Genomic DNA, 16,839 nt, shown 5'->3' on the forward strand with positions numbered 1-16,839 from the left:
ACACACTCATGGCAGATTGGATGCGGGCCGACCCGTGAAACACTTCGTCGTCAAAACGCTCATCAACGCGGCCGCCATCTGGGTGGCCGCCTGGATCGTCAACGGGATCGACCTCACGGCGGACGGCTGGCAGCACAAGACCATCACCGTGCTCGCCGTGGCGCTGGTCTTCGGTGTGGTGAACTGGCTGATCAAGCCGGTGGTGAAGCTGTTCTCGCTGCCACTGTTCATCCTCACCCTCGGGCTGATCACTTTTGTGATCAACGCCCTCATGCTGATGCTGACCTCCTGGGCCTCCGGCAAGCTCGGCCTGGACTTCCACGTCGACAGCTTCTGGGCGGCGCTGTTCGGCTCGCTGATCATCAGCCTGGTTTCCTGGGGCCTCCACCTGGCCTTCGGGGACGACGAGGACTGACCGCCGGCCGTCCCGACCGAGGCCCGTGGGCCCGCCGTTCACCGCGGCGGGCCCCGCACGGGTACCGGCGTCAGCGGGGCCCGGGGCTGAGGATCAGTGCCAACTGCGCGTCCAGGTCTCCGCCGGTGCGCTCCTCGCCCATCGGCACGAGCCGGTCGGTGCCGGCCAGGAAGGCGATCAGCGGCGGCGACGAGGCGCGCAGCAGGGCGTCGCCCTCGGGCGAGCGCAGCATGATGCAGACCTCGGAGAGCTCCTCCCCGACCGGGTGGATGTGCACATCGCCCTCGCCGGCCGGGCCGCTGATCCCGTCCAGCAGCAACTCCCGCGCGAACACCCACGTCACCGGAGCGTCACCGGGCAGGTGGAAGGTCAACCGGATCGCGTACGGGTCGACGGGGTCGTACTCGAGATCGACCACGATGCGGAAGGAGAGCTCGTTCGAGACCACGAGGTTCATCACCACGTGTCCCTGGACCGTGCTGTGCATGCGCCAGTACCTCTCGTTCTGCCCGGCCTGCCCCGGCTGTGCGTCTTGTTATGGCCCCGTGTCCGCCTTCAAACCCATCGTCCACGTTTGGGGATGAACCGGACAAGAAGTGCTTTTTCAAATGGTGAACGCCCGTCCCTCCGCTGGACGTCCCGCCACCGGACCGGCCCGCGCTCACAGCACGAACGACGGCGACATCGCCCCCACCAGGGAGCGCAGCCGCCCCGCCGCGGCGGGCAGCCGGGCGGCCTGGTCCAGCGGGAGCGAGAGCGCCATGGTGGCCACCGTCGAGCCGACGGTGATCGGCACCGCGGCGCAGACCACTCCCAGCGCGTACTCCTGGTGTTCCAGCACCGGCCGGGTGGGCTGCACCGCCGTCAACCGCCGGAGCAGCAGGGACCGTTCGGTGACCGTCGAGGGCGTGAGTCCGACCGGCGGATACCGGGCGAGGCGGTCGCGTCGGGCCCCCTCGCCGAGCTGGGAGAGCAGGCGCAGCGCGCGCCGCACGGAACCGATCAGGGTGGGCGCACCGGCGCCGCCCGTCGTGGCCCGTGGAGCTCCCACGCGTGGTGGTTCCGCGACCTGTTCCATAGCCGTTCCACTCCCCAACCCGGAGGTGGCTGCTCCGTCTGCCCGATTCGCGCTCATTGCAGCACAGGGCGAGCATGCCTGCAATCATTCTCAGCAGCACAATGCCCGAAAAACCTTCGCATCGATCGAAATTACACATTGACACCATGAGATCGAAGGTACGAACAGAACCAGGGCTTGCCATCGAAGATCCACAGTGGCTACACCCCTACTCGCCGAACTACACCCCCGGGCACGCCGAATCATCCGTTCGGCGGAACCGGACCCTCCCGTTCGTGCAACGGCACGGGTTTCGGCCGGGCCCCTGCGCGGGAGACTTCCGCACAACGCTCGCGCCCCGGAGGTGGCCATGCCCGGCCCCGTCCGCCCGGTCGTCAAACGCACGGCTCGGGCCATCCTGCTGGAGCTGGACCCGGACGACCCGCACGCCCCGGCCTCGATCGTGCTGATCAAGCGCACCCGGCCCGGCAGCAATCCGTACTGGATCACGCCCGGCGGCGGCGTCGAGAGCACCGACCGCACCGTGGTGGACGCCCTGCACCGCGAGATCGACGAGGAGCTCGGTGGCAAGGTCGTGGACGTGGTGCCCGCCTTCGTCGACACCGTCTCCCACGCGCACCACGACGACGGCACCCTCGCCCATCCGCACGGCGTCAAGGTCCAGCACTTCTTCGCCTGCCGGCTGGCCGGGATGGACCCGGCCCGGCGGCACGGCCCCGAGGTGGACGATCCGCACGGCGAGTACGAGATCGTCCGACTGCCCTTCACCCGGGAGGGCGTGACCTCGGTGAACGTCGTACCGCCCAGTCTGCGCGCCTACCTGGCCGCCAACATCGAGGGCGTCCGGGCACTGCTCGCCCACGACCTGGGCTGAACCGTCGCTCCTCGCCCCCGGCCGCGCGGTGCCGCCCCCACCCGGTGGCCGGACGCTCCGGCCTCACCCGGCCGTCGGCTCACCCTCCAGGTCGTGGTGGACGCTCGCCTGCGGCACGCCGCAGCGCAGCAGCGCCGCCGTGGTCCGCCGCACCATCGCCGGCGGACCGCTGAGGAACGCCGCGCGGTCGGTCCAGGGCCCTCGGCGGGCGACCGTCTCGGGTAGCTCCCCGCTCTCCGCGCCGTCCACGCCGCCCGCCTCCGGCGGGAGTACCGGCCGGACGGTGAGCCAGGGGTTCCCCTGCGCCAGCCGCCGCAGCGCGTCCAGCCCGTACAGCCCGGTGTGCTGCCGGGCGCCGTAGAAGACGTCGACCGAGCGGCCCCGGGAGCCGTGCGCGGCCACCTCCTCGACCAGCGCGGTGATCGGTGCGATGCCGGTGCCGCCGCCCACACAGAGCAGGTCGGCGCCGTCCGCGCGGTCCAGCACCATGCCGCCCGCCGCCGGTCCGAGCCGCAGCACGTCCCCGGGCGCGGCCCGGTGCACCAGTGCACTGCTCACCCAGCCCGCCTGGACGGCCTTGACGTGGAAGGTCAGCAGCCCGTCGGGGCGGGGTGCGGTGGCGAACGAGAAGTTCCGCCACACCCGGGGCCACCAGGGCGTCTCCAGGGTCGTGTACTGCCCGGCTCGGTAGGGGTACGCCTGATCAGGACGCACCGTCAGCACCGCGATGTCCGGGGTGCTGAGCCGGTGCTCGACCACCTCCGCCTGCCACCAGGGCGGCGAGGTCTTCGCCGCCCGCTCGGCGGCGTCGATCATGACCTTCGCGACCAGCCCGTACGCCCGGCGCCAGGCCAGTTCGGCGTCGGCGTCCCAGCGGCTGCCGCAGTACCGCGCCAGGGCCGCGATCAGGCACTCGCCCACCACGCCGTACTGGCCGGTCAGCGTCCCGTACTTGCGGTGTCCCCGGCCGAGCCGGGTCAGGTACTCGGTCAGCCCGGCGGGGCGGTCGGCGCCCTGGGCGGCCATCAGCAGGGACCGGAACAGCCGGTCGCGCTGCACGTCCATGGCGGCCGGGAAGAGCGCCCGGATCTCGGGGTGGTGGAGGAACAGCAGGGCGTAGAAGTGCGCGGTGGCCCGGTCGGCGACCGGTTCCACGACCGCCAGGCAGGACCTGATCAGCTCGATGTCCCGTGCCGTGGGCAGCTGTTCGACTGCCCGCCCGGCCGGGGCGGCGGCCACCGGCTGCGGCAGCGCGGGGGAGCCCGGGCGGGCCGCGAGAGCCGGAAGAGCGGGGAACGCCGAGCCGCCGGGCAGCTCCGGCCTGGCCGGCGCGGCCGGGAGCGCCGACGGGGCCTGGCCGCGGGGCGCGTCCAGCGCCCAGGCCCGGGTCCAACGATCGCCGGGCCCCGCCCAGTTGAGGCCGGGAGCCCGGGTGAACATCGGCTCGATCGGCGGCGCGAGCGGCAGCACGGGCAGCGCCGCCGCCGAATTGGTCGGCGCCACCCCAGGAGGCTCCGCCGCAGGGGCGGGGAGCCCGGCCCGCACCGGGGGTGCGAGCGCCGGGACAGCGGGCGGTCGGGTCGGCCGGGGCGGGATCACCAACCCGCTGCCGACCACCCGCCCGTACGGCCCCGCCGGCCCCGGTCCCGGGCCCCGGACCGGAGTCGGGTCCGGAGCCGGCTCCAGATCCGGAAGCGGAGCCGGTACCGGCTCCGGCGTACCGGGAGCGGTGTCCACCACAGCCGAGCCATGGCCCGCTCTTACGAGTAACGAGGTTGACTTCACCGCGACTTGACGAGTGCCCAAGAGAATCGTTCCACTCCGGTCGTCCCTGCAACCACACCTGGCTCTGCTCTGCTGAAGCCTTCGGTAGCCTGGCACGCCTGGACAGCTCATCCGACAAATCAGGTAAAGCCTGGACACCCGGGCCGGGCACCCGTTACCCTCACCGGCCCGGCCTCGCTACAGCTGCCGCAGCAGCATCCCCGGCTGCTCGACACAGTCGGCCACGAAGCGCAGGAACCCGCCCGCGGTCCCGCCGTCGCAGACCCGGTGGTCGAACGTGAAGGACAGCTGGGTGACCTGCCGGACGGCCAACTCGCCCTCGTGCACCCAGGGTTTGGGCACGATCCGGCCGACGCCGAGCATCGCCGCCTCGGGATGGTTGAGGATCGGCGTGGAGCCGTCGACCCCGAAGACGCCGTAGTTGTTGAGCGTGAACGTACCGCCGGTGAGCTCGGCGGGGGTGAGCGACCCCGCGCGGGCCGATTCGGTCAACCGGGCCAGTTCGGCGCCGAGTTGCTCGGTGTTCAGCAGGTGCGCGCCCCGGACCACCGGGACCACCAGCCCCCGTTCGCTCTGCGCCGCGAAGCCCAGGTGCACGGCGGTGTGCCGACGGATTCCCGAACCGTCGCTCTCCACACTGGAGTTGAGCTCGGGGAAGCGAGCCAGCCCGGCCGTGCAGATCCGGGCCAGCAGAGCCAGTACGCTCACCTTCGGCCCGGTCGCGCGGTTCAACTGGGCGCGCATCGCCATGAGTTCGGTGGCATCGGCGTCCACCCAGCAGGTCGCGGCGGGGATCTCCCGATGGCTGCGGGTGAGCTTCTCGGCGATCGTCCGCCGCAGCCCGCGCAGCGGGACGACGTCCGCGGCCGGCTCGGCCGGCGTGGCGGACCGGGAGGTCTCCGACACCGCTCGCTGCACATCGGCCCGCAGGATCAGCCCGTCCGGGCCGCTCCCGGTGATCCGGGCCAGGTCGAGACCGTGGTCCCGGGCCATCCGCCGGACCAGGGGCGAGATCACCGCGACCACGGCGGGCACCACTGCGGGCACCACTGCGGGCGGCGCGGCGGCAACCGGGCCGGCGGGCGTGGCGGCCGCAACCGGGCGCTCGGGAGCGGACGTTGCGGAGACCGGCCGCACCCGGGCCCGGCGCCCGCCCTTGTCGCTCTCCCTGACCCCGTACCCGACCAGCGGACGCTCGTCGACCACCGGCGCCGCAGGCACCTCGTCCGCACCGGACCCCGACGGCGCCACCGCGACCGTCACCAGCGGCGAGCCGACCGGGATCTCCTCGCCGACCTCGCCGAACCGTGCGGTGACCACCCCGCCGTAGGGGCAGGGGACTTCGACCACCGCCTTGGCCGTCTCGACCTCCACCACCGGCTGGTCGACGGCGATCACCTCGCCGACCTCGACCATCCAGCGGACCACCTCGGCACCGGTGAGCCCCTCACCGAGGTCGGGCAGCGGGAACTCTCGTACCACGGGCATCATCGTCACTCCTCCCACTGCAGCCGGGCGACCGCGTCCAGGATCCGGTCCACCCCGGGGAGGTGGTGGTGCTCCAACATCGGTGGCGGGTAGGGGATGTCGAAGCCGGTGACCCGCAGCACGGGCGCGGCCAGGTGGTGGAAGCAGCGCTCGGTCACCCGGGCGGCGATCTCCGCACCGACCCCGCCGAAGCCGGTCGACTCGTGGACCACCACGGCCCGGCCGACCGAACGGACCACCTCGGCCACGGTCCGGTCGTCGAACGGCACCAGGCTGCGCAGGTCCAGCACCGCCAGGTCCCAGCCCTCGGCCTTCGCCGCCTCGGCCGCCTCCAGGCAGACCGGCAGCGAGGGACCGTAGGTGATCAGCACCGCCGAGCGGCCGGTCCGCCGCAGCACGGCCCGGCCGATCGGCTCGACCGGCGCGGACGGGTCCCACTCCTGCTTGCCCCAGTAGAGCCGCTTGGGCTCCAGGAAGACCACCGGGTCGTCCGAGGCGATCGAGGCGCGCAGCAGGCCGTACGCGTCGGCGACGGTGGCGGGGGTGACCACGTGCAGGCCGGGGGTGGCGGTGTAGTACGCCTCGGACGCATCGCTGTGGTGCTCGACGCCGCCGATGCCGCCGCCGTACGGGATGCGGACGGTGATCGGCAGCGGGAGCTTCCCGGCCGTGCGGTTGCGCATCTTGGCGACGTGCGAGAAGAGTTGTTCCAGCGCGGGGTACGCGAAGGCGTCGAACTGCATCTCCACCACGGGCCGCAGGCCGTACATCGCCATGCCGATGGCGGTGCCCAGGATGCCGGCCTCGGCGAGCGGGGTGTCCAGGCAGCGCTCGGGGCCGAACTCGGCGGTGAGACCGTCGGTGATCCGGAAGACGCCGCCGAGGGTGCCGACGTCCTCGCCCATCACATGGACGGTCGGATCGGCCCGCATGGCGTCCCGCAGCGCGGAGTTGAGCGCCTGGGCCATGCTGCCGGTCCGTACGGCGGCGGCGGGCGGCGGCGCGGCGGTGCGGCCGAGGGCGGGGGTGGGCGACGGCTGGACCGTACTCATCGGGCGTGCACCTCGGCCTCCGCAGCCAGTTCGGCTGCCAACTGGGCCGACTGCTCGCGCAGTTGCGGCGTGGGTTCGGCGTAGACATGGGCGAAGAGGGACATCGGGTCGAGCTCGGCGTCGGCGTGGAACTCGGCGCGCATCCGGGCGGCCAGCGCCTCGGCCTCGTCTGCGGCCTCCTGCACCAGCCGGTCCTCCAGCAGCCCGGCGGCCCGCAGGTGGAGCTCCATCCGCAGGATCGGGTCGTGCTCGCGCCAGGCGGCGACCTCCTCCTCCTGCCGGTAGCGGGTGGCGTCGTCGGCGTTGGTGTGCGCCTCGATCCGGTAGGTGAGCGCCTCGACCAGGGTCGGGCCGCCGCCCGAACGGGCCCGCTCCATCGCCTCGGTGAGGACGGCGTGCACGGCGGGGGCGTCGTTGCCGTCCACCAGGCGGCCGGGTATGCCGTACCCGACCGCCTTGTGGGCCAGGGTCGGCGCGGCCGACTGCTGGGTGAGCGGGACGGAGATGGCGTACCCGTTGTTCTGCACCAGGAAGACCACCGGGGCGTGCAGCACGGCGGCGAAGTTCAGCGCCTCGTGGAAGTCGCCCTCGCTGGTGCCGCCGTCGCCGAGCATGGCCAGCGCGACCACCGGCTCACCGCGCAGCCGGGCCGCGTGGGCCAGCCCGACGGCGTGCGGCGCCTGGGTGGCCAGCGGGGTGCAGAGCGGTGCGGTACGGGTGGCGCGCGGGTCGTAGCCGGTGTGGGCGGAGCCGCGCAGCAGGGTGAGCGCCTCCAGCGGGTCCACGCCCCGGGCGACCACGGCGAGGGTGTCGCGGTAGCTGGGGAAGAGCCAGTCCTGCTCGTGCAGTGCGAGCGCGGCGGCGACCTGGCACGCCTCCTGTCCGGTGGAGGCCGGGTAGACGGCGAGCCGTCCCTGCTTGGTCAGGGTGGTGGCCTGCTGGTTGTAGCGGCGGCCGACCACCAGCCGGCGGTACAGCTCGCGCAGCAGCGCCGGGTCGGTCTTCTCCAGCAGCGGAGTGCCGAGCACCCGGACCGGGGACGGGTCGGGCAGCAGCGGGGCGGGATCGCTGCGGGGGCCGGTCGCGCCCGGCAGCCACCCCGGGACGGAGGCTGCGGCTGGGTGGGGGTCCCCCCGGAGGAAGTCGGGGGAAGGGTCGAGAACGGTCATCTCGGGCACCTCCGAAGGGTGGGGAGGGGGTGCAACAGGGGCAGTGGTGATGCCGTGGTGAGCGAGTGGCGGCGGGGCAGGCCGCCGGGCCTCTTTCTCCCTACCGATTGTTCGGTTGTCTGTTCATTCTGGCCACAGCTGCGCCAAGGTGGTGGACAATCGGCCCGATCAGCGCTCTGCTGGTGGCAGCATGTCCATTCCGGGAGGGCGGGGGACTGTGTCCGCTGAACAGATGTCCAGGCTCGATCGAGTCGATCGTTCGATCCTCCGCCTGCTCCAGCAGGACGGACGGGCCTCGATACGTTCGGTCGCCGAGCGGGTGCACGTGTCCCGGGCCAACGCCTACGCCCGGATATCCAGGATGGTCGAGGACGGGGTGATCCGCGGCTTCACCGCCCGGGTGGACCACGAGAAGGCCGGACAGGGGGCCTCGGCCTACATCACGCTGAAGATCGTGCAGAACTCCTGGCGGACCGTCCGCGAGCAGCTGCTGGAACTGCCGGGAGTGGCGCACATCGCCCTGGTCGGCGGCGAGTTCGACGTCCTGCTGCTGGTGCACACCGCCGACAACCGCGCCCTGCGCGAGCTGGTGCTGACCAGGATCCAGGGCATCCCCCAGGTCCTGGCCACCCAGACCCTCCTGGTCTTCGAGGAGACCGACCAGGTCCCCCCGGACTAGGGCTGCGGATCCCGCCGGGGCGGACCGGGAACGGCCCGGCTCACGCCGTCGGCGCGCGCAGCCCGTCGAAGGCCAGGTGCACGATCGCCTCGGCGACGCCGTCGGCGCTCCTGGTGCCGGGGCGGTACCACTCCACGATCGAGTTGATCATGCCGAAGAGCAGTCGGGTGGCCAGTCGCGGCTCCACGTCCGAGCGGAGTTCGCCCTCGGCGACGGCCGCCCGGAGCAGCTCCGCCACCCGGTGGTCGAACTCCCGCCGCCGCTCCAGCGCCCACAGCTCGGTGGGCGTGTTGCCGCGCACCCGCAGCAGCAGCGTCACGTACGGCAGCTCGTCGAGCAGCACCTCGGCCGTGCGGCGGACGACGTGTTCGAGCCGGTCGACCGAGCGGCCGGCCTGGGCGGCAGGCTCGTCGAGGATGGCGAAGAGGCCGTCCAGGGCCCGGCCGACGGCGAGTCTGAGCAGCTCCTCCTTGCCGCGTACGTGGTGGTAGATCGAGGACTTGGAGATCCCGGCCGCCTTCGAGAGGTCCTCCATGGAGGTCCCGTCGTACCCGCGCTCGTTGAAGACCTCGACGGTCACGGCCAGCAGTGACTCGACGGTGTACGTGGTGCGGGTGGTGTTCTCGGCCATGGGATCGAGTATCCTCGCCGCCCCGACCGCGCGTCAGCCTGGGGTCCGAACACCGCCGCCGCCCGCAGACCGTCCGCCGTCGAATTCCACTCCTTTCCCACCGAATACGGGATTCCGGCGCCGAAACTCGGCCAAAACTCCGCGAAAGCGAATTCCGTCGCCGCCCCCACCCGGACCGCGAACCCCCGGGGTTTCCAAGGCGCCGGATAGACTCCCCGTCCACCGCTGGATGTCCCGGCGGGGTGGTGACGGCGACCGGTGGAGGGGCCCCACAGTGAGCGCGATACAGGAGACGGTGGCATCGGACCGCCGCCCGCTCCCCGGCGAGTCCCCGGTGCCACCGTCCGAGTCCGCGCCCCCGTCCTTCCCCGAGTCCTTCCCCGAATCCGACGCGCTCCGCGACCGGCTCCGTCGGCGCGCGGTCGAGTTCGGCCCCGCACTGGCCCTGTTCGGGGCGGTGAAGCTGATCGGCTTCTCGGTCTTCATGCTGCTGCTGGATTCCTCCGGCCGCTTCCACGATCTGGATCCGCGATTCGGCGGCGGTGCCCACCCGTGGGATGTCCTGGGCAGCTGGGACGGCTGGTGGTACCAGCAGGTCGCGCAATTCGGCTACCACCCCGAGCTGATAGCCGACCACGGCGGATTCTTCACCGTCCAGCAGAATTCCTCGGCGTTCTTCCCGCTCTATCCGGGCCTGATACGCCTGGTCTCGGACTGCACCGGCATCGGCCTCTACGGCGCCGGAATGCTGGTCTCGATCGTCGCCTCGTTCGCCGCCGCCGCCGGGATCTACGCGGTCACCGCACAGCTGGCCGGCGCGCGAGCGGGCGTGATCGCGGCGGCGGTCTGGGGCGCCTTCCCGGGGGCGGGCGTCGAGTGGGCGGTCTACACCGAGTCGCTGTTCGTCGCGCTGACCGTCTGGTCGTGCTACTTCGTGATCACCCGGCAGTGGGTGAACGCGGCACTGATCACCTTCATCGCCGGTCTGAGCCGCCCCACCTCGATGACCCTGATCGCGGGCGTCGCACTCTCCGCCGCCGTCGCCCTGTTCCGCCGCAGGGACGGCGTGCTCGGCCCGCTGTCCGCGATCCTGCTGCCGCCGCTGAGCTTCTTCGGCTACATCGGCTGGGTCGGCTACCGGATGGGCCACTGGGACGGCTACCTCACCCTCCAGCGCGGCGCCTGGCTGCACTTCTTCGACTTCGGGAAGTACACCTCCGACGCGGTCTCGCACATCCTCACCGGCGACAACAACTACCTCTTCGCCTACCCGACCGAGGACCTGCTCGCCGTCCTGGTGCTGTTCGCGCTGCCCTGCCTGCTGGTCCCGCTGCTGCGGCTGCGTCCGCCGCTGGTGATCACCGTCTACACCCTGGGCACCCTGGTGCTGGCCCTCGGCAGCCAGCAGATGTTCGGCACGCTGTCCCGCTTCGTGCTGCCGGTCTTCCCGCTCACCATCCCGATCGCCATCGCGCTGCGCCGCCTCTCGCTGCCCTCGCTGGCCACCGTCCTCGGCATGGGCGCCATCGCCTCCGGCTGGTTCGCCGGCTACGTCATCTTCGAGCTCGGCATCCCGTAACGAGCACGCGCCCCGGTACGGGCTCGGCGATTACCCCCTTGCCCCGACCGATCGTTCGGTTACGCTGAGGGGTGTCCCGTCCGCCCCTTTGGAGGAGCGCACCATGGCCGCTGCGACCCCTGCCCCCTCGGTCGCCGAACTGATCGAACGCCACCAGGACACGCTCGACCGCGCACTCGCGGCGATCCGTAGCCGCGACTACTGGTCGCCCTACCCCGAGTTCCCGAAGGCGTACGGCGAGAACGGGGCGGAGGCCGGCAAGGCGGCCTTCGACGCGCTGCTCGGCGGCGTCTTCGCGCTCGACGGCCAGCCGACCGACGGCGAGCTGGTCGGCGGCGAGACCTCGCCGTACGGCATCGAACTGGGCATCAGCTACCCGCACGCCGCCCCCGACGCGCTGATCGGCGCGCTGCAGACGGCCCGCCCGGCCTGGGCGGCGGCGAGCCCGGCCGCCCGTGCGGCGGTCTGCCTGGAGATCCTGGCCCGGATCAACGCCCGCTCGCACGAGTTCGGGCACGCGGTGATGCACACCACCGGCCAGGCGTACGGGATGGCCTTCCAGGCCGGCGGCCCGCACGCCCAGGACCGCGGACTGGAGGCGGTGGCGTACGCCTTCGCCGAGCAGACCCGGCTGCCCGAGCGCGCCGACTGGACCAAGCCGCAGGGCAAGCGCGACCCGCTGACCATGGTCAAGGAGTTCACCGTGGTGCCGCGCGGGCTCGCGCTGCTGATCGGCTGCAACACCTTCCCGACCTGGAACGGCTACCCGGGGCTGTTCGCCTCGCTGGCCACCGGCAACCCGGTCCTGGTCAAGCCGCACCCGCGCGCCACCCTGCCGCTCGCGCTCACCGTCCGGGTGGCCCGCGAGGTGCTCGCCGAGGCCGGGTTCGACGCCAACGTGGTCTGTCTGGCCGCCGAGCACGAGGGCTCGACCATCGCCCAGGTACTGGCCGTCCGGCCCGAGGTGAAGGTCATCGACTACACCGGCTCGACCGCCTTCGGCGAGTGGCTGGAGACCAACGCCGGGCAGGCCCAGGTCTACACCGAGAAGGCCGGCGTCAACACGGCGGTGGTCGAGTCCACCGACAACTACCGCGGCATGCTGGCCAACCTGGCCTTCGCGCTCTCGCTCTACAGCGGCCAGATGTGCACCACCCCGCAGAACATCCTGATCCCGAGGGCCGGCATCGCCACCGACGAGGGCGGCAAGTCCTACGACGAGGTGGTCGGCGACCTGGCCGAGGCGATCACCGGCCTGCTGCGCGACGACGCCCGCGCCGCCGCGATCCTCGGCGCCGTGGTCAACCCGGGCGTGCTCCAGCGCACGGTGCAGGCGGCCGGCGGCGAGTACGGCGAACTCGCGCTCACCCCGCGGGTGGTGACCTCGGACGAGTTCCCGGGCGCGACCATCAGGACGCCCGCGCTGGTCAAGGTGGACGCCGACAAGCCGGACGACCGGGCCACCTTCCTCAGCGAGTGCTTCGGCCCGGTCTCCTTCGCGGTGGCCGTGGAGTCCGCCGAGGCGGCGGTCGAGATGCTCCGCCGCACCACCGCCGAACAGGGCGCGATGACCGCCACCGGCTGGACGGTCAACGACCAGGTCGAGACCGCCCTGGTCGAAGCCGCCCTGGACTCCGGCGTCTCGCTCTCCCTCAACCTCACCGGCGGCGTGTACCCGAACCAGACCGCCGCCTTCTCCGACCTGCACGGCACCGGCGCCAACCCGGCGGCCAACTCCGCCTACTGCGACGCCGCCTTCGTCGCCAACCGGTTCCGCGTCGTCGAGGTCCGCCGCCACAGCTGACCCGGAGGCAGTCGGGTATGCCCTCAGGGGCGCGGAGAACTGCGCGAGAAAGCCTGCACCTTCGTAGCGGCTTGATCGCTCGGTTCCCCGCGCCCCCGGGAGGTACACGGCTGATCGAGTGCCTCACCGCCCAACGCGGTGCACTGTCGGTCGCGCAGTTCCCCGCGCCCCCGGTGGTGCGACTCGCGCCGTCGGGCACCGAGCGTCAGCGGGTCCGTCTCGGGCTGAACATCCACACCCGCATCAGCAGGAACCGCACCACCGTCGCCAGCGCGTTGGCACCCACCAGCACCGCCAACTCCCCGCCGTGCCTGGCGGTCGGCCACACCAGCCCCAGCAGTCCGATCGCCGCGCTGCTCAGCACCAGGCCGATCACGAACGCGATCCCGCCCTCCACCTGGGCCCGGCACGCACCCCGCCGTCCCGTCACCCCGAAGGTGAACCGCCGGTTGGCCGCCGTGTTGAACACCGCCGTGACCACCTGCGCCACCGCGTTGGCCAGCAGCGCGGGCGCCAACTGCCGCAGCAGCAGGTACAGCAGCACGTACGCGGCCGTACTGACCGTCCCGACCACCGCGAAGCTCGCCAACTGCCAGGACAGTCCCGGCGGTAGCTGCGCCTCGCGGACCCGGGTCGGCAGGTGGTCGAGCCGCCCGGCGCCGGTCAGCGAGCGCCGGGTGACCCGGGCCATGCCCTTGAGGTCGTCGATCACCGTGCGGACGATGTCCACCCGGCTGTCCGGATCGTCCACCCAGTCCACCGGCACCTCGTGGATCCGCAGCCCGGACCGCTCGGCCAGCAGCAGCAACTCGGTGTCGAAGAACCAGGCGTTGTCCTCGACCTCGGCCAGCAGCTGCTTGACCACCTCGGTCCGCGCCGCCTTGAACCCGCACTGCGCGTCCGAGAACTTGGCCGCCATGGTGGCCCGCAGCAGCACGTTGTAGGTGCGCGAGATGAACTCCCGCTTGGGCCCGCGCACCACCGCCGAACCCCGGTGCAGCCGGCTGCCGATCGCCAGGTCGCTGTGGCCCGAGAGCAGCGGCGCGACCAGCGGCAGGAAGGCCTCCAGCCCGGTGGAGAGGTCCACGTCCATGTAGGCGACCACGTCGGCGTCGCTGGCGCCCCAGACCTGCCGCAGCGCCCGGCCGCGCCCCTTGAGGTCCAGGTGCACCGCCTCGACCTGCGGGATCTCCTCGGCCAGCGCGGTCGCCACCTGCCAGGTGCCGTCGACGCTGGCGTTGTCGGCGATGGTGATCCGATAGGGGTAGGGGAAGGTCTCACCGAGGTAGGCATGCAGCCGGCGGACGCATCGCTCGACCGTGTGCTCCTCGTTGTAGACCGGGACGACCACCTCGACCAGACGGGTACGGGTCCCCACGCTCGCACCACCGGCGGGCAGCGGATCGGCCGTGGTGGTTCCGCGGCGCACGGGCTCTGTCATGTCTGCGAGATTCACAGCCCCGGATGGGGCCGCGATGATGGAAGGCTGAGAGCGAGCTGAGAACCGGCTCGCCGGCAACGCCGGTCCGAACACCAGGAGATGGCAGATGTCCGACAAGCAGCAGACCTCGGATGTCGTGATCGTCGGCGCGGGGCCCACCGGGCTCCTGCTCGCCGGGGATCTGGCGACCGCGGGGCTGCGGGTGACCGTGCTGGAGAAGCGCGAGGCGGAGTCCAATCTCACCCGCGCCTTCGGCGTGCACGCCCGCACCCTGGAGCAGTTCGACGACCGCGGGCTGGCCGACGAGCTGATCTCCACCGGCCAGGTGATCAGTTCGATGCGCCTGTTCGGCAACCTCGTGGTGGACATGCGCCGGCTGCCGACCCGCTTCCCGTTCATCCTGATCACCCCGCAGTACAACACCGAACGCCTGCTCAAGGAGCGGGCGTTGAAGGCGGGGGCGACCATCGTCCGGGGCACCGAGCTGCTCGCCCTGCACCAGGACGGCCGCGGCGTCGGCCTGGACGTCCGGGTCGGCGGCGACACCGTCGCCCACACCGCGACGTACGCGGTCGGCGCGGACGGCGTCCGCAGCGCCGTCCGCGACCTGCTCGGCATCCCGTACCCGGGGGAGTCGGTGGTCAGCTCGGTGCTGCTGGCCGACGTCCGGCTGAAGCGGGAACCCGAAGAGGTGATCACGGTGAGCGCGAACGCCCAGGGCTTCGCCTTCATGGTCCCGTTCGGCGACGGCTGGTACCGGGTGATCGCCTGGGACCGCAGCCGCCAGCGACCCGAGAGCGACCCGGTCTCGCTCGCGGAGATCGTGGACATCACCCGCACCGTCTACGGCGTGGACTACGGCCTGCACGACCCGCGCTGGATGTCCCGCTTCCACAGCGACGAGCGCCAGGTGCCCAACTACCGCTCCGGACGGTTCTTCCTGGCCGGTGACGCGGCGCACTGTCACTCCCCGGCGGGCGGCCAGGGCATGAACACCGGTCTGCAGGACGCCGCCAACCTGAGCTGGAAGCTGGTCGCGGCCGTCCGGGGCTGGTCCCCCGACGCCCTGTTGGACACCTACCAGACCGAGCGCCATCCGGTCGGCCGCACGGTGCTGCGCAGCTCCGGCGCGCTGATCCGGCTCGCGCTGGCGCACTCCGCCCCGACCCGGGCGCTGCGCTCCGTCCTGGCCGCGACCGCCGGGCACCTCGGCCCGCTGACCGAGCGCGGCACCCGGCAGGTCTCCGGGATCGGGTTCAGCTACCCCGCGCCCAAGGGCTCGCACCACCTGGTGGGCCACCGGATCCCCGATCTGCGCCTCGCGCTGGAGCGGCCGGGCGGCCCGTCCCGGCTCCACGAGGCACTGCGCGCGGGCCGGGCTGTGCTGATCAGCAACGACGAGCTGTCGGTGGCCGAACCGTGGGCGGACCGGGTGGTGACGGCCGCACCGGCCGATCCGCACGGCAAGCTGCGGGACACCGTCCTGCTGGTCCGCCCGGACGGCTACGCGGCCTGGGCCGGCGTCGACCCGAGCCGGGGCGAACTGCGCGCGGTGCTCTCCCAGTGGCTCGGGACCCCGGCCGACTGACTTACCGGGCCAACGCGCCCGGGATCAGCCGCCGTTGACCTTCACATAGTGCCGGGCCGCCTTGGTCCGGTTTCCGCAGACGGCCATCGAACACCAGCGGCGGCGGCCGTTCTGCGAGATGTCGTGGAAGTACAGCACACAGGACGGATGGGCGCAGCGCTTGATGCGCTGCGCCCCCCGGCCCAGCAGCGCGAGGTAGTCGTCGGCGGCCAGCCAGGCGGCCAGCCACTCGGGTGCGTCCACTTCGACGGCCTCCTCGGGCCCGGCCGGGGTGAGCCGGCGGATCAGCCTGCCGTGGCCCAACACCTCGTTGAGCGGCGCGAGTTCGGCCTCGCGCCGGTCCTCGGCGGCCGGCCCGGCCTCGGCCAGGGCGGAGCGGGCGGCCAGCGTCGCCCGGAGCCCGGCCTCGTCCGCGGCGCAGCGGTCGGCGAGCCCGGCGGAGGAGAGCCAGATCCGGTACCCGGCCAGGGAGTCGAGCAGATCCTCGGCGACGGTGGTGCGCCAGCGGGTGTTGAGCAGATCGAGCGAGAGCGGTTCACCGATCAGCGGGCGCGGGTCGCGCGGGTCTGCCATGGCCCCGATTCTAACTCCGGGGTTCTGCACGGCTATTCACTGTATGGAGATTTCGTTGTTCTGTTGATGAAGAGATGTTCCACACTTGACTGTTTTTTAGCAACCAATTGCTCGTCCATGGGTCCAATCCTGAGAATTTTCTGGGAAGTTCTGACCAGCGTTTTCGAACCGGAACGCCCCCCACCTTCCGGAGGAGCCCGTGCGACCCCGCTCGCTCGCCCTTGCCTCGGCACTCGCCGTACTGCCACTGACCGTGGCGTCCCTGGGTGCCACGGCCGCCTACGCCGCGCCGACGCCCAACGCCTCGGCTGCCCGTGTGGCCCTGCCCAACACCGTGACCCCGGCGGTGGCACATTCCCAGAAGTCGGGTGACGTTCCCGCCACCCAGCAGATATCCGTGGCCGTCAGCCTCAAGCTGCGCAACACCGCGGAACTGGACCGTCTGCTGTCCGCCCTGAGCACCAAGGGCTCGCCGGAGTACGGGCACTACCTGACGCCGGCCCAGTTCACCGAGCGCTTCGGCCCGACCCAGGCCGACGTCGACCAGGTCCGCTCGTACCTGGCGGGCCAGGGCCTGAAGGTCACCTCGGTCAGCGCCAACCGCCAGGTGGTCAACGCCACCGGCAGCAACGCGCAGATCGCCAAGGCCTTCGGCACCCACGAGAGCCGCTACGTCGACCAGC

General features: G+C 72.0%; 16 protein-coding genes. 7 read left to right on the forward strand and 9 right to left on the reverse strand.

The window, feature by feature from the left end:
- Positions 1-34: 34 nt before the first annotated feature.
- Entirely contained in the window at positions 35-415 is a 381-nt protein-coding gene (locus UK12_RS25345) for a phage holin family protein (protein WP_045305456.1), read from the forward strand.
- A 70-nt stretch (positions 416-485) separates the two neighbouring features.
- Here UK12_RS25345 and UK12_RS25350 read toward each other — a convergent pair whose 3' ends face one another.
- Together UK12_RS25350 and UK12_RS25355 are read right to left on the reverse strand one after the other, a co-directional pair.
- Positions 486-902, reverse strand: coding sequence for an SsgA family sporulation/cell division regulator (locus UK12_RS25350; protein WP_045305457.1), 417 nt, complete (start codon positions 900-902; stop codon positions 486-488).
- Positions 903-1,076: 174 nt separating this feature from the next.
- Positions 1,077-1,466, reverse strand: a complete 390-nt coding sequence (locus tag UK12_RS25355; protein WP_197085166.1) for an IclR family transcriptional regulator domain-containing protein — start codon at positions 1,464-1,466, stop codon at positions 1,077-1,079.
- 376 nt (positions 1,467-1,842) lie between these two features.
- Here UK12_RS25355 and UK12_RS25360 point away from each other — a divergent pair, with 376 nt between their 5' ends.
- The gene (locus UK12_RS25360; protein ID WP_045305458.1) at positions 1,843-2,367 is read left to right on the forward strand and encodes an NUDIX domain-containing protein; all 525 of its coding nucleotides are present in this window, start codon (positions 1,843-1,845) and stop codon (positions 2,365-2,367) included.
- Positions 2,368-2,430: 63 nt separating this feature from the next.
- Here the strand turns inward: UK12_RS25360 and UK12_RS25365 are convergent, their stop codons facing one another.
- The 4 genes from UK12_RS25365 to pdhA form a co-directional block, all read right to left on the reverse strand.
- The gene (locus UK12_RS25365) at positions 2,431-3,870 is read right to left on the reverse strand and encodes a globin domain-containing protein (protein ID WP_197085167.1); all 1,440 of its coding nucleotides are present in this window, start codon (positions 3,868-3,870) and stop codon (positions 2,431-2,433) included.
- A 459-nt stretch (positions 3,871-4,329) separates the two neighbouring features.
- On the reverse strand, positions 4,330-5,640 hold the full coding sequence (locus UK12_RS25370; RefSeq protein WP_045305469.1) for a dihydrolipoamide acetyltransferase family protein: 1,311 nt from the start codon (positions 5,638-5,640) through the stop codon (positions 4,330-4,332).
- 5 nt (positions 5,641-5,645) lie between these two features.
- Positions 5,646-6,608: an alpha-ketoacid dehydrogenase subunit beta gene (locus UK12_RS25375; protein WP_045305470.1), complete on the reverse strand. Its 963-nt coding sequence runs from the start codon at positions 6,606-6,608 to the stop codon at positions 5,646-5,648.
- A gap of 80 nt (positions 6,609-6,688) precedes the next feature.
- Complete coding sequence (pdhA, locus tag UK12_RS25380) at positions 6,689-7,861, reverse strand: pyruvate dehydrogenase (acetyl-transferring) E1 component subunit alpha (protein ID WP_082119930.1); 1,173 nt, start codon at positions 7,859-7,861, stop codon at positions 6,689-6,691.
- A 232-nt stretch (positions 7,862-8,093) separates the two neighbouring features.
- Between pdhA and UK12_RS25385 the strand changes: the two genes are divergently transcribed.
- Positions 8,094-8,540, forward strand: a complete 447-nt coding sequence (locus UK12_RS25385; protein WP_045305459.1) for an Lrp/AsnC family transcriptional regulator — start codon at positions 8,094-8,096, stop codon at positions 8,538-8,540.
- A 40-nt stretch (positions 8,541-8,580) separates the two neighbouring features.
- Here UK12_RS25385 and UK12_RS25390 read toward each other — a convergent pair whose 3' ends face one another.
- Positions 8,581-9,171: a TetR/AcrR family transcriptional regulator gene (locus UK12_RS25390; protein WP_045305460.1), complete on the reverse strand. Its 591-nt coding sequence runs from the start codon at positions 9,169-9,171 to the stop codon at positions 8,581-8,583.
- 274 nt (positions 9,172-9,445) lie between these two features.
- On the opposite strand from UK12_RS25390, the gene UK12_RS25395 reads away from it, so the two are divergent.
- Positions 9,446-10,750, forward strand: a complete 1,305-nt coding sequence (locus tag UK12_RS25395; RefSeq protein ID WP_197085169.1) for a hypothetical protein — start codon at positions 9,446-9,448, stop codon at positions 10,748-10,750.
- Positions 10,751-10,853: 103 nt separating this feature from the next.
- A complete protein-coding gene (paaN, locus tag UK12_RS25400) occupies positions 10,854-12,554 on the forward strand; it encodes a phenylacetic acid degradation protein PaaN (protein WP_045305461.1) in 1,701 nt (566 codons plus the stop codon).
- Between the two features lie 205 nt (positions 12,555-12,759).
- Here the strand turns inward: paaN and UK12_RS25405 are convergent, their stop codons facing one another.
- Positions 12,760-13,995 (reverse strand): bifunctional glycosyltransferase family 2/GtrA family protein, encoded by a 1,236-nt coding sequence (locus UK12_RS25405; protein ID WP_082119932.1) that lies wholly within the window; start codon positions 13,993-13,995, stop codon positions 12,760-12,762.
- A gap of 106 nt (positions 13,996-14,101) precedes the next feature.
- On the opposite strand from UK12_RS25405, the gene UK12_RS25410 reads away from it, so the two are divergent.
- Entirely contained in the window at positions 14,102-15,583 is a 1,482-nt protein-coding gene (locus UK12_RS25410) for an FAD-dependent oxidoreductase (RefSeq protein ID WP_045305462.1), read from the forward strand.
- Between the two features lie 24 nt (positions 15,584-15,607).
- Here the strand turns inward: UK12_RS25410 and UK12_RS25415 are convergent, their stop codons facing one another.
- Positions 15,608-16,156 (reverse strand): CGNR zinc finger domain-containing protein, encoded by a 549-nt coding sequence (locus UK12_RS25415; protein WP_045305463.1) that lies wholly within the window; start codon positions 16,154-16,156, stop codon positions 15,608-15,610.
- Between the two features lie 199 nt (positions 16,157-16,355).
- On the opposite strand from UK12_RS25415, the gene UK12_RS25420 reads away from it, so the two are divergent.
- The coding region (locus UK12_RS25420) for a protease pro-enzyme activation domain-containing protein (protein ID WP_045305464.1) at positions 16,356-16,839 on the forward strand (484 nt) is incomplete at its 3' end.

It is taken from the genome of Saccharothrix sp. ST-888 (genome assembly GCF_000955975.1).
Classification (GTDB): domain Bacteria; phylum Actinomycetota; class Actinomycetes; order Streptomycetales; family Streptomycetaceae; genus Kitasatospora.